We start from the raw sequence: 12,054 nt of genomic DNA, 5'->3' as shown, positions 1-12,054 counted from the left end.
TCGAAAGACTCCCTACCTCAACGCGCCAGGAGGAACCAGCCGGCCAACGCGACCACGCCGATCACCATAACGAATGCATAATGGTACACGTAACCCGACTGAACCCGGCTGGAGGCCAGCGACAGGCGGCGGGTGACAGCGGCGGCCCCGTCGGGACCCAGCCCGTCGATGACGCCGATATCGACACCCTTCCACAGGCCGAAGCCCAGCTTCATGGCCGGACGCACGAACAGCGCGTCATACAGTTCATCGAACATGTACTTACGGAACACGAAGGCATGGACAGCCTTGAAGGTGTTGACGAAGGCGCCGGGCAGGCCGGGGCTGAACATATAGAACACATAGGCCAGCACGATGCCGGAGACGCCAGCGGCCAGCGGGGCATAAGGCACCCAACCCGGCACATGGTGCGCGGCCTCGATGATGGTCCCATGCTCACCGGCCAGCATCACGATGCTGCCCGACCAGAATTCGGCCATGTCATGACCGACGAACCAGGGATAGGCAACAAAGCCGGCGAACAGCGCACCGATCGACAGGACGATCAGCGGCACCAGCATGACAGCCGGGCTTTCATGCACATGGGCCATCACCTTTTCCGACGCGCGCGGCTTACCATGGAAAGTCATGATCAGCAGGCGCCACGAATAGAAGGCCGTCATGAAGGCGGCGGCGATGCCCATCCAGAAGGCGAAGGAACCGGCGGCGCTGTGCTTGGCATAGGCCACTTCCAGGATCATGTCCTTGGAATAGAAGCCCGCGAAGAACGGGATACCGGCCAGCGCCAGATTACCGATCCACATCATCGTGTAGGTGCCGGGGATCAGCTTCCAGATCCCGCCCATGTTGCGCATGTCCTGTTCATCCGACATGGCGTGGATGACCGAACCGGCGCCTAAGAACAGCAGGGCCTTGAAGAAGGCGTGCGTCATCAGGTGGAAAATGGCGGCCGGATAGGCACCGACACCGATGGCGAAGAACATGTAGCCAAGCTGGCTCATCGTCGAATAGGCGATGACGCGCTTGATGTCGAACTGGGTCAGGCCGATGGTCGCGGCCACGAAGGCGGTGGCGGCACCCAGATAGGTGACAACCTCCAGCGCTGCGGGCGCATATTCGAACACCGGGCTCATCCGGGCCAGCATGAAGACGCCGGCGGTCACCATGGTGGCCGCATGGATCAGCGCCGACACCGGGGTCGGGCCTTCCATGGCGTCCGGCAACCAAGTGTGCAGGCCCAGCTGCGCCGACTTGCCCATGGCGCCGATGAACAGCAGCAGGCAGGCGCAGGTCAGCGCATGCACTTCCCAGCTGAGGAAGTGGAAGGTCGCATCGGCCTTGGAAGCGGCCTGGGCGAAGATGCCGTCAAATTCGACAGTGCCGAAGATGATGTAGATCGCCATGATGCCCAGCGCGAAGCCGAAGTCACCGACGCGGTTCACCAGGAACGCCTTCATGGAGGCGTCATTGGCGCTCTTCTTCTCGTACCAGAAATTGATCAGCAGGTAGGAGGCAACGCCCACGCCTTCCCAGCCGAAGAACATCTGCAGCAGATTATCGGCAGTCACCAGCATGAGCATCATGAAAGTGAACAGCGACAGGTAGGCCATGAAGCGCGCCCGATGCGGGTCATGGCTCATGTAGCCGACTGAATAGACATGCACCATGGACGACACGCCGTTCACGACGACAAGCATCACAGCGGTCAGCGTGTCGATGCGCAGCGACCAGGACACCTCGAAGGTGCCGCTGTCGATCCAGGTGAATAACTCGATGGTGCGCGCGGCCTCCGGCCCGCCGAAACCGACCTTCGTGAACAGGATCACGGACAGGACGGCAGCGGTCAGAACACCGGCGCAGGTGACGATCTGGGCCCCCCGGTCGCCGATGAGGCGCCCGAAGAACCCGGCGATGAAGGCGCCCAACAGGGGCAGGAAGATGGCAGCGATTTCCATGATGCCCGCCTCAACCCTTCATCATGTTGATGTCTTCAACCGCGATGGTCCCGCGGTTACGGAAATAGACCACCAGGATCGCCAGACCGATGGCGGCCTCTGCGGCGGCCACCGTCAGGATGAACATGGTGAAGATCTGGCCCACCAGGTCGTTCAGATAGACGGAGAAGGACACCAGATTGATGTTGACGGCGAGAAGGATCATCTCGACCGACATCAGGATCACGATGACGTTCTTCCGGTTCAGGAAAATCCCGAACACGCCGATGGTGAAGAGGATGGCCGACAGCGTCAGGTAATGCGCCAGGCCGATAGAGCCGAATTCCATGATCAGACGCCCCCCCGCGTCGGGACCTTGCGTACCTGCACCACCTCGGCGCGCTTGCGATCAAGCTGCTGGCCGATCTGCTGGCGACGGACACCGGGGCGCGACCGCAGGGTCAGCACGATGGCGCCGATCATGGCGACCAGCAGGATCAGGCCCGAGACCTGGAAGGCATACACATAGTCGGTATAGAGGATGTGGCCGATGGCTTCGGTGTTGGTCACCTGATCGACCGGCGGGATCGGCGCATTGTTGGCCTGACCGCCCACCGGGCCGCCAGCCAGCTGCGTTGCCGCCAGGAAGACCAGTTCCACCGCCAGGATGGCGCCGACAACCAGCCCCACCGGCATGTAGCGCATGAAGCCTTGCCGCAGTTCCTGGAAATTGATGTCGAGCATCATCACCACGAACAAGAACAGCACCGCCACCGCGCCGACATAGACGATGACCAGGATCATGGCCACGAATTCAGCGCCGATCAGGACGAACAGGCCGGCCGCGTTAAAGAAGGCGAGGATCAGGAACAGAACCGAGTGTACCGGGTTCTTGGCCGTGATCACCCGCACGGCAGACGCCAGCAGGATGATGGCGAACGCATAGAATGCGATTGCGGTCAGGGTCATGTTACGCCGCCTCCGGCGCTGTGGTCATCGGGTACTGGGTCACGGAGGATACTCCGGGCGAAGGAATGTGGATGGCCGGGGACCCGGCCATCGATGAAATCAACGGTAGGGCGCGTCAGCGGCGAGGTTAGCCGCGATCTGCGCTTCCCAACGGTCACCATTCGCGAGCAGCTTGTCCTTGTTGTAGTACAGCTCCTCGCGCGTTTCCGTCGCGAATTCCAGGTTCGGCCCCTCGACGATGGCATCGACCGGGCAGGCCTCCTGGCACAGGCCGCAATAGATGCACTTCGTCATGTCGATGTCGTAGCGCGTGGTACGGCGGCTGCCATCCTCACGCGGTTCGGCCTCGATGGTGATGGCGAGCGCCGGGCAGATGGCCTCGCACAGCTTGCAGGCGATGCAGCGCTCTTCCCCATTGGGATAGCGGCGCAGCGCATGCTCACCCCGGAAGCGCGGGCTCGTGGGGCCACGCTCATACGGATAGTTCAGGGTCACACGGGGCTTGAACATGTAGCTGAAAGTCAGCGCCATGCCCTTCACGAGTTCCCACAAGAACAGGCCGCGCGCCGTACGGTCGAGCAAGGCCATGTTTCACCTCCATATTCGGACCGGCCAGACGGCCCGCCCACAAGCATCACCGGCAGGGGGTTGAAAAGCCCCCTCCCCCTCACGAAATCATTTCGGCAGCAGGTCGAAATAGACCAGCACGCCGGACGTCAGCACCACCCAGATCAGGGAGAATGGCAGGAACACCTTCCACCCCAGACGCATCAGTTGGTCATAGCGGTAACGCGGCAGCGTCGCGCGGACCCAGATGAAGCAGAACAGCACGAAGCAGATCTTGGCGATGAACCAGAGCGGACCCGGAATCCAGTTCAGAGGTGCGATGTCCAGGGGCGGCAGCCAGCCCCCCAGGAACAGCACCACCGTCATGCCGCTCATCAGGATCATGTTGATGTATTCGCCCAGGAAGAACAGGGCGAAGGTCATCGACGAATATTCGACGTTGAAGCCGCCCGACAGCTCCGACTCACCTTCGGGCAAGTCGAACGGGGCGCGGTTCGTCTCGGCCAGGGCCGAGATGAAGAAGATGATGAACATCGGGAACAGCGGGATGAAGAACCAGATGGTCTTCTGCGCTTCCACAATCTTCGACAGGTTCAGCGAACCGACGCAGAGCAGGACGGTAATGATGACGAGGCCGATGGAGACCTCATACGACACCATCTGCGCCGCCGCGCGCAAACCGCCCAGGAAGGCGTATTTGGAGTTGGAAGCCCAGCCGGCCATTATGATGCCGTACACGCCCAGCGAAGAGATCGCGAACAGGTACAGGACACCGACATTGATGTCGGCCAGAACCAGCCCCTCACCGAACGGGATCACCGCCCAGGCCACCAGGGCCAGGAGGAAGGTCAGCATCGGGGCGGCCACGAAGACACCGGCATTGGCACCCGTCGGGATGACGGTTTCCTTGGCCAGCAGCTTCAGACCATCGGCAAACGGCTGCAAAAGACCGAAGGGACCGACAACATTCGGGCCCTGGCGCAGCTGCATCGCGGCCATCACCTTGCGTTCAAAATAGGTCAGCATCGCCATGCCGATCAGCAGCGGCACCACAATGGTGACGATGCCCGCGACGATACGGACGATCAGCGGCAGTTCAGCCCACAATTCCCACATCGTCACTTACTCCGCCGCGGCGGCCGCCAGGGCCGGCTTCAGAAAGGCTTCCGTACAATCGGCCATGGTCTGTGACGCACGGCTGATCGGGTCGGTCATGTAGAAATTCTCCACCGGCGAGGTGAAGTGCGCATCGGCCACCGCACCCTCGGTCCCAAACGGGCCCCAGGCGGACGGCACCAGACGGTCCAGCACGCCGAACACCGGGTTCAGCGCCACCATGCGCTGACGCAGCTGCGCCAGCGTGTCATAGGGCAGGGTCTGACCCAGTTCGGCCGACAGGGCGCGCAGGATCTTCCAGTCTTCACGCGCCTCACCCAGGGGGAAGGCGGCCAGACGGGCCTGCTGCACGCGGCCTTCGGTGTTGACGTAGGTGGCGTTCTTCTCGGTATAGGCGGCACCCGGCAGGATCACGTCGGCGCGGTGGGCGCCCCGGTCGCCATGGTGACCCTGATAGATCACGAAGGCCTTGCCGAAACGGTCAGCCTCGATCTCGTCGGCACCCAGCAGGTACACGACCTCGATCTCGCCCTTCTGCGCACCCGACAGGATACCACCCAGGTCACGACCGCCGGGACCTGGCAGGAAGCCGGCATCCAGCGCGCCAACGCGACCAGCGGCCAGATGCAGGACGTTGAAACCGTTCCAGTCTTCGCGCACGGCGCCGACCGTTTCCGCCAGCTTCCGCGCCGCCGCCTGCACCGCCGGGCCATCGCCACGACGCAGGGCGCCGGCGCCCAGAATGATCAGCGGGTTCTTGGCATTGCGCAGGGTTTCGGCAAAGGCGTGCGTGCCATTGGCCAGATCGGTCAGGACCGAACCGGCATTGCCCAGCCACTCCGTCGGGTAGGTCAGGTCGATATTCTGGCCGACGACGGCAACCTTCTTCAGCTTGCCGGTCAAATAGGTCTTGCGGATACGGGAATTCACCAGCGGCGCTTCCCAGCGCGGGTTGGTGCCAATCAGCAGAACGACATCGGCATTCTCAATCCCGGCAATGCCGCTATTGAAGATGTAACCGGCGCGGTTGCTGGCATCGAAGCTGGCCCCGTCCTGACGGCAATCCAGGTTCTGTGAACCCAGCGCATTAAGCAGGTCCTTGAGCGCCAACGTGCTTTCGACATCAACCAGATCGCCGGCCACACCGGCGATCTTGGAACCATCGACACCGGCAACCTTAGCCTTGATGGCGGCAAACGCTTCGGCCCAGGTGGCGGGCTTGAGCTTGCCATCGGCACCACGCACATAGGGGCGGTCCAGACGCTGACGCTTCAAGCCATCAATGGCATAGCGCGTCTTGTCGCTGATCCATTCCTCGTTCACATCCTCGTTCAGGCGCGGCAGAACGCGCAGAACCTCACCGCCTCTTGCGTCGATGCGGATGTTGGAACCCACCGCGTCCATGACGTCGATGCTTTCCGTCTTGCGCAGTTCCCAGGGACGGGCATTGAACGAGTAGGGCTTGGAGGTCAAGGCGCCCACGGGGCAGACATCGACCAGATTGCCCGACATTTCGGAATTCACACCGGCCTCAAGCGCCGGCGTAATTTCCAGATGCTCCCCACGGGCCAGACCACCCAGGGCCGGCACGCCCGCGATTTCATCCACAAAGCGGATGCAGCGGGTGCACTGGATGCAGCGGGTCATGAAGGTCTTGATCAGCGGACCCATATACTTGTCGCTGACGGTGCGCTTATTCTCTTCAAAGCGGCTGCGATCATAGCCGTAGGACACGGCCTGGTCCTGCAGATCGCATTCGCCGCCCTGGTCGCAGATGGGGCAGTCCAGCGGATGGTTGATCAGCAGGAATTCCATCACGCCCTTGCGGGCCTTGTGGACGTTGGGGGTGTTGGTCTTCACCACCATCCCCTCACCCACCGGCAGCGCGCAGGATGCGGCCGGCTTGGGCATGCGTTCCACTTCCACCAGGCACATGCGGCAATTGGCCGGCACGGACAGGCGCTCATGATAGCAGAAGCGCGGCACTTCGATGCCGAGCTGTTCGCAGGCCTGAAGCACCGAGGTACCGGGGGCGACTTCGATCTCGACGCCGTCAATGGTCAGTTTGGGCATGATATCCTCGTAAGACCCCGATTACTCGGCCGCCACGCGGGCGCCGCGATCGGCGCGCGTGCGGTATTCCAGGATGCGGCGCTCCACTTCCGGGCGGAAATGGCGCATCAGACCCTGGATCGGCCACGCCGCCGCGTCACCCAGGGCGCAGATGGTGTGACCTTCGACCTGCTTGGTGACGTCCAGCAGCATGTCGATCTCTTCGACATGGGCCTGACCCTTCACCAGACGTTCCATCACGCGCCACATCCAGCCCGTGCCCTCACGGCAGGGCGTGCACTGGCCGCAGCTCTCATGCATGTAGAACTTTGACAGCCGCGCAATGGCCTTCACGATATCGGTGGACTTGTCCATGACGATGACGGCAGCGGTGCCCAGGCCCGAACGAACGTCGCGCAGGCTGTCGAAATCCATCAGGACGGTGTCGCAGATTTCCTTGGGCAGCAGCGGAACGGAGGAGCCGCCGGGGATGATGGCCAGCAGGTTATCCCAGCCGCCACGCACACCGCCGCAATGCTTCTCGATCAGTTCCTTCAGCGGGATGCCCATCTCTTCTTCGACGGTCGCCGGCTGGTTCACATGGCCCGACACGCAGAACAGCTTGGTGCCGCTGTTCTTCGGTCGGCCCAGATTGGCGAACCAGGAGGGACCGCGCCGCAGAATGGTCGGCACCACCGCGATGGATTCGACATTGTTCACCGTCGTCGGGCGGCTGTAGAGGCCGGCCATGGCGGGGAACGGGGGCTTGTTACGGGGCTGGCCCTTCTTGCCTTCCAGGCTTTCGATCAGCGCCGTCTCTTCACCGCAGATATAGGCGCCAGCGCCCAGGTGCAGATAGACGTCGTGATCGTAACCGGAACCGCAGGCGTTCTTGCCAATCAGGCCCGAGGCATAGGCCTCGTCGATGGCGCGCTGAACGTTGGCGGCCTCGTAATAGAACTCGCCACGGATATAGATGTAGGTGGCGGTGGCGCCGATGGCGAAACCGGCGATCAGGCAGCCTTCGATCAGCTTGTGCGGATCGTGGCGCATGATCTCCCGGTCCTTACAGGTACCGGGCTCGCCCTCGTCGGCATTGACCACCAGATAGACAGGGCCATTGCTGGTCTTGGGCATGAAGGACCACTTCATGCCCGTGGAGAAGCCAGCGCCGCCACGGCCGCGCAGGCCCGATTCCTTCACCAGATCAATGATCTTGTCACGGCCGAGATCCAGGATCTCCTTGGTGCCGGACCAGTCGCCACGGGCCTTGGCCCCGTCCAGGAACGGGCTTTCGAAGCCGTAGAGGTTGGTGAAGATGCGGTCTTCATCGCGAAGCATGGTTCACCCTCCCCTTACGCCTGACCGGCGGGCTTCACGCCCGCCTTGATGGCCGATTCGATCAGCGTCGTCGGCCCGCCCGAGGCACAAGCCCGGATACGGCCATTCTGCGGGCCCGTCGCCGGCTTCTCGCCACGCGCCAGGGCGTCCAGGATCTTCTCGGTCGTTTCCGCCGTCAGATCCTCATAGAAATCGTCGCCGATCTGCATCATGGGCGCGTTCACACAGGCGCCGAGGCATTCGACCTCGATCACCGTGAACTGGCCGTCCGGCGTCGTCTGTCCCGCCTTGATGCCCAGCTTCTTCTCGCAGGCATGCAGCACCTCATCCGACCCGCGCAGCCAGCAGGGCGTGGTGGTGCAGACCTGGACGAAATGCTTACCCACGGGCTTCAGATTGTACATCGTATAGAAGCTCGCCACCTCCAGCGCCCGGATCGGCGCCATGTCGAGATAGTGAGCCACATAATCGATGGCGACCTTGGGCAACCAGCCGCCGCACTGGCGCTGGGCCAGGTCGAGCAGCGGCATCACCGCACTTTGTTGTCGGCCTTCGGGGTACTTGGCGATGATGCGCTTGGCCAGCTCGATATTCTCTGCGGTGAATTCGAAGCTGGTCGGCTCCGCCACCGCGGGGCCATGGGAATGGGCGGCACTCATCGATCAATCTCTCCGAACACGATGTCCATGGAGCCGATGATCGCCACGGCGTCGGCGAGCATGTGGCCCTTGGACATGAAATCCATCGCCTGCAGATGCGAGAAACCCGTCGGGCGGATCTTGCAGCGGTACGGGCGGTTCGTCCCGTCGGCCACCAGATAGACGCCCAGTTCACCCTTGGGCGACTCGGTCGCCGTGTAGGTGTCGCCGGCCGGCACGTGATAGCCTTCGGTGTACAGCTTGAAATGGTGGATCAGCGCTTCCATCGAGCGCTTCATCTCGCCACGGCTCGGCGGCGTGACCTTGCGGTCATTCAGCTTCACCGGACCCGGCGTCTTGGACAGCTTGTCCAGCGCCTGGCGGATGATGTGCATCGACTGCTTCATCTCCTCCATGCGGACCAGATAGCGGGCGTAGCAATCGCCCGTCAGGCCCACCGGCACGTCGAAGTCGAACTCTTCATAGCTGTCATAGGGCTGCGCCTTGCGCAGATCCCAGGCGACGTTGGAGCCGCGCAGCATCGGGCCGGTGAAGCCCCAGGCCAACGCATCCGCCGCCGACACCACACCGATATCCACAGTGCGCTGCTTGAACACCCGGTTCTCGGACAGCAGCCCTTCCAGGTCGGCCATGAACTTGGGGAACGTGTCGAAATAGGCGCCGATATCGTCGGCCAGCCCAGCCGGCAGGTCCAGGTTCACGCCGCCGGGACGGAAATAATTGGCATGCAGGCGCGCACCCGACACCCGCTCATAGAACTCCATCAGCTTCTCACGCTCCTCGAAGCCCCAGAGGGCCGGCGTGATGGCGCCGACGTCCAGCGCGAAGGTGGTGAGGTTCAGCAGGTGGTTCAGGATACGGGTGATCTCTGCGAACAGCACACGGATATACTGACCACGCTTGGGCGGGGTGATGCCCAGCAACTTTTCCACGGCCAGCACCCAGGTGTGCTCCATCGACATCGGGGACACATAGTCCAGCCGGTCGAAATACGGCGTAGCCTGGGTATAGGTCTTGTATTCGATCAGCTTTTCGGTGCCACGATGCAGCAGGCCGATATGCGGATCGGCACGCTCCACCACCTCGCCATCCATTTCCATCACCAGACGCAGCACGCCATGGGCGGCCGGATGCTGGGGACCGAAATTCATGGTCAAGGGCTTGATCTGCACTTCGCCCTGGGTGGCGGGTGCCGACAGGGACAGCCCGGTTTCGGTCGCGACGTTGGTCGTTGCCATCTCCTGGCCCCCTTAACGCTTGTCCGCGATGGCGGGACGTGCCGCCAGCGGGATAACGGCCTTCTCATCGCCCGGCAACTGCACATCCGTCATCCCTTCCCAGGGCGACAGGAAATCGAAGCTGCGGAAATCCTGAGTGAGCTTCACCGGCTCATAGACCACGCGGCGCTGTTCGGCGTCGTAGCGAAGCTCGACAAAGCCGGTCAGCGGGAAGTCCTTACGGAGCGGATGCCCCTCAAACCCATAGTCGGTGAGGATGCGGCGCAGGTCCGGGTTATCGGCGAAGAAGATGCCGTAGAGGTCCCAGGCTTCACGCTCGAACCAGCCAGCCACGGGGTACAGCGACACGATGGAGGCCACGGGCGTGTCCTCGTCCGTCGCCACCTTCACGCGGATGCGGTGGTTATGCTTTACCGACAGCAGGTTATAGACAACCTCGAACCGCTCCGCGCGGTCGGGATAGTCCACACCGGCAATGTCGGCCAGCAACTCGCAATGGGTGGTCGAATCGTCGCGCAGGAACTGGATGCCCTTAAACAGCGCCGCGCGCGTCAGGGTCACGGCCAGCTCGCCATGGGCGATCTCGGTCTTCACGACAGCAGCGCCCAGGGCGTTGCCGATATAATCACCGAGTTCCTTGAGGGCCTCGTCGCTCATGCTTAAGCGTCCTCGTCCAAAAACCAGGGTCAGGCGCGGATCAGGCGGTTACCGCCCTTGATCTTCTTCTGCAATTGCAGAATGCCGTAAACCAGCGCCTCCGCCGTGGGCGGGCAACCGGGCACATAGATGTCGACGGGCACGATGCGGTCGCAACCGCGCACCACCGAGTAGGAATAATGATAGTAGCCGCCGCCATTGGCGCAGCTGCCCATCGAGATCACCCAGCGCGGTTCGGCCATCTGGTCGTAAACCTTGCGGAGCGCCGGAGCCATCTTGTTGCAGAGCGTGCCGGCCACGATCATCACGTCAGACTGACGCGGGCTGGGGCGCGGAATGACGCCGAACCGGTCAAGGTCATAGCGCGCCATATAGGCGTGGATCATTTCCACGGCACAGCAGGCCAGACCGAAGGTCATGGGCCACAGCGAACCGGTGCGGGCCCAGTTCAGCAGGTCATCATACTTGGCGACCAGGAAGCCCTTGTCGTTCAGTTCGGTGGTGACCGCGTTCAGGTACGCCTCCTGCGCCGCACCGGGCGGCAGGGTGCTGGTGTTCCCGACAATTTGATTGGTGGTGACGAGGTTACTGCTGCTCATCATATCGCTCCCAGGCTGGCCGGATGGGATCACTCCCACTCCAGCGCGCCCTTCTTCCATTCATAGATGAAGCCGATGGTCAGGATGCCCAGGAACACCATCATCGACCAGAAACCGAACATGCCGATATCACCCAGGGATACCGCCCACGGGAACAGGAAGGCCACTTCCAGGTCGAAAATGATGAACAGGATCGAGACCAGATAGAAGCGGACGTCGAACTTGCTGCGCGCATCCTCGAACGCCTCAAAGCCGCACTCATAGGCGGACAGCTTCTCGGCGTCGGGCTTCTGCTTGCCCACCACCAGGGAGGCCGCGATCATCGCGCCGGCCACAATGGTGGCAATGGCCAGGAAGACCAGGATCGGCAGATACTGCACCAGCAGCGGGTTGGACATCGGATCGGACATCGTCACACCGGTTCAGCCCGACGCTGCGCCACAGATATCCGTCGGGCCGACAGGCTCGGGCCGAGGATAATTTGCGTCGCAACCGCGGGCGGTTCATGGACCAGGAAGGCCACCGGGGAACCCGGAGCCCACGGGAATATAGGCCCCGTCCACGCCGGAAGGAAAGCGAATTACGCCATTTTCGGGGCTGAGAAACGTTCGCAACTGGGCGGAAATGCTCACACTTCCGCCGATTGGTGCGTCGCGGCAAACCAGCGTTGCGTTGCAGGGATTACTCAATGGCGCCAATTGCATGGCGCAAGCGAACCATTCGGAAATGCAAAAATTCAGCATATTCCCGTGTGGGGAACGCTGATTTTAAAATCTATCTCGCTTATGGGATTTTTCAAAACACACTAAAGCACACTTGGTTGCTTTTGTCGTATTTTGAAGAAAGGTGGCGCGAGTGACGGGACTTGAACCCGCGGCCTCCGGCGTGACAGGCCGGCGCTCTAACCAACTGAGCTACACCC

12 protein-coding genes are annotated in these 12,054 nt (G+C 62.2%); all 12 read right to left on the bottom strand.

Going from position 1 to position 12,054, the window contains the following annotated elements; genetic code table 11:
• Nucleotides 1-17: 17 nt before the first annotated feature.
• On the bottom strand, nt 18-1,955 hold the full coding sequence (gene nuoL / locus ACT6Q8_RS15275; protein WP_444735166.1) for an NADH-quinone oxidoreductase subunit L: 1,938 nt from the start codon (nt 1,953-1,955) through the stop codon (nt 18-20).
• A 10-nt stretch (nt 1,956-1,965) separates the two neighbouring features.
• Nucleotides 1,966-2,283 carry an NADH-quinone oxidoreductase subunit NuoK gene (gene nuoK / locus ACT6Q8_RS15270; RefSeq protein ID WP_054170168.1) on the bottom strand — a complete coding sequence of 106 codons (318 nt, stop codon included), beginning with the start codon at nt 2,281-2,283 and terminating at the stop codon, nt 1,966-1,968.
• Between the two features lie 2 nt (nt 2,284-2,285).
• A complete protein-coding gene (locus tag ACT6Q8_RS15265) occupies nt 2,286-2,903 on the bottom strand; it encodes an NADH-quinone oxidoreductase subunit J (protein WP_054170169.1) in 618 nt (205 codons plus the stop codon).
• A gap of 99 nt (nt 2,904-3,002) precedes the next feature.
• Nucleotides 3,003-3,491 carry an NADH-quinone oxidoreductase subunit NuoI gene (gene nuoI / locus ACT6Q8_RS15260; RefSeq protein ID WP_054170170.1) on the bottom strand — a complete coding sequence of 163 codons (489 nt, stop codon included), beginning with the start codon at nt 3,489-3,491 and terminating at the stop codon, nt 3,003-3,005.
• Between the two features lie 87 nt (nt 3,492-3,578).
• Nucleotides 3,579-4,586, bottom strand: coding sequence for an NADH-quinone oxidoreductase subunit NuoH (gene nuoH / locus ACT6Q8_RS15255; protein WP_444735165.1), 1,008 nt, complete (start codon nt 4,584-4,586; stop codon nt 3,579-3,581).
• Nucleotides 4,587-4,592: 6 nt separating this feature from the next.
• Nucleotides 4,593-6,659 (bottom strand): NADH-quinone oxidoreductase subunit NuoG, encoded by a 2,067-nt coding sequence (nuoG, locus tag ACT6Q8_RS15250; protein ID WP_444735164.1) that lies wholly within the window; start codon nt 6,657-6,659, stop codon nt 4,593-4,595.
• A gap of 21 nt (nt 6,660-6,680) precedes the next feature.
• Entirely contained in the window at nt 6,681-7,979 is a 1,299-nt protein-coding gene (gene nuoF / locus ACT6Q8_RS15245) for an NADH-quinone oxidoreductase subunit NuoF (RefSeq protein ID WP_444739397.1), read from the bottom strand.
• Between the two features lie 14 nt (nt 7,980-7,993).
• On the bottom strand, nt 7,994-8,638 hold the full coding sequence (gene nuoE, locus ACT6Q8_RS15240; protein ID WP_444733450.1) for an NADH-quinone oxidoreductase subunit NuoE: 645 nt from the start codon (nt 8,636-8,638) through the stop codon (nt 7,994-7,996).
• A complete protein-coding gene (locus ACT6Q8_RS15235) occupies nt 8,635-9,789 on the bottom strand; it encodes an NADH-quinone oxidoreductase subunit D (protein ID WP_054170183.1) in 1,155 nt (384 codons plus the stop codon). The genes nuoE and ACT6Q8_RS15235 overlap by 4 nt, the downstream gene beginning before the upstream one ends.
• Nucleotides 9,790-9,888: 99 nt before the next feature.
• The gene (locus ACT6Q8_RS15230) at nt 9,889-10,533 is read right to left on the bottom strand and encodes an NADH-quinone oxidoreductase subunit C (protein ID WP_054170174.1); all 645 of its coding nucleotides are present in this window, start codon (nt 10,531-10,533) and stop codon (nt 9,889-9,891) included.
• 29 nt (nt 10,534-10,562) lie between these two features.
• Nucleotides 10,563-11,132, bottom strand: coding sequence for a NuoB/complex I 20 kDa subunit family protein (locus tag ACT6Q8_RS15225; RefSeq protein WP_054170175.1), 570 nt, complete (start codon nt 11,130-11,132; stop codon nt 10,563-10,565).
• Between the two features lie 29 nt (nt 11,133-11,161).
• Complete coding sequence (locus tag ACT6Q8_RS15220; protein WP_054170184.1) at nt 11,162-11,530, bottom strand: NADH-quinone oxidoreductase subunit A; 369 nt, start codon at nt 11,528-11,530, stop codon at nt 11,162-11,164.
• Nucleotides 11,531-12,054: the final 524 nt, after the last annotated feature.

It is taken from the genome of Niveispirillum sp. (genome assembly GCF_052437035.1).
Lineage (GTDB): Bacteria > Pseudomonadota > Alphaproteobacteria > Azospirillales > Azospirillaceae > Niveispirillum.
Note: the sequence above shows the minus strand (reverse complement) of the source record. Positions and strands in the feature narration are given on the sequence as shown.

What these genes read in the sequence shown, in the direction of transcription:
- nuoE (WP_444733450.1), bottom strand. Translation starts at nt 8,638, where the DNA reads ATGAGTGCCGCCCATTCCCATGGCCCCGCGGTGGCGGAGCCGACCAGC.
- ACT6Q8_RS15265 (WP_054170169.1), bottom strand. Translation starts at nt 2,903, where the DNA reads ATGACCCTGACCGCAATCGCATTCTATGCGTTCGCCATCATCCTGCTG.
- nuoF (WP_444739397.1), bottom strand. Translation starts at nt 7,979, where the DNA reads ATGCTTCGCGATGAAGACCGCATCTTCACCAACCTCTACGGCTTCGAA.
- nuoH (WP_444735165.1), bottom strand. Translation starts at nt 4,586, where the DNA reads ATGTGGGAATTGTGGGCTGAACTGCCGCTGATCGTCCGTATCGTCGCG.
- nuoI (WP_054170170.1), bottom strand. Translation starts at nt 3,491, where the DNA reads ATGGCCTTGCTCGACCGTACGGCGCGCGGCCTGTTCTTGTGGGAACTC.
- ACT6Q8_RS15235 (WP_054170183.1), bottom strand. Translation starts at nt 9,789, where the DNA reads ATGAATTTCGGTCCCCAGCATCCGGCCGCCCATGGCGTGCTGCGTCTG.
- nuoK (WP_054170168.1), bottom strand. Translation starts at nt 2,283, where the DNA reads ATGGAATTCGGCTCTATCGGCCTGGCGCATTACCTGACGCTGTCGGCC.
- nuoG (WP_444735164.1), bottom strand. Translation starts at nt 6,659, where the DNA reads ATGCCCAAACTGACCATTGACGGCGTCGAGATCGAAGTCGCCCCCGGT.
- nuoL (WP_444735166.1), bottom strand. Translation starts at nt 1,955, where the DNA reads ATGGAAATCGCTGCCATCTTCCTGCCCCTGTTGGGCGCCTTCATCGCC.
- ACT6Q8_RS15225 (WP_054170175.1), bottom strand. Translation starts at nt 11,132, where the DNA reads ATGAGCAGCAGTAACCTCGTCACCACCAATCAAATTGTCGGGAACACC.
- ACT6Q8_RS15230 (WP_054170174.1), bottom strand. Translation starts at nt 10,533, where the DNA reads ATGAGCGACGAGGCCCTCAAGGAACTCGGTGATTATATCGGCAACGCC.
- ACT6Q8_RS15220 (WP_054170184.1), bottom strand. Translation starts at nt 11,530, where the DNA reads ATGTCCAACCCGCTGCTGGTGCAGTATCTGCCGATCCTGGTCTTCCTG.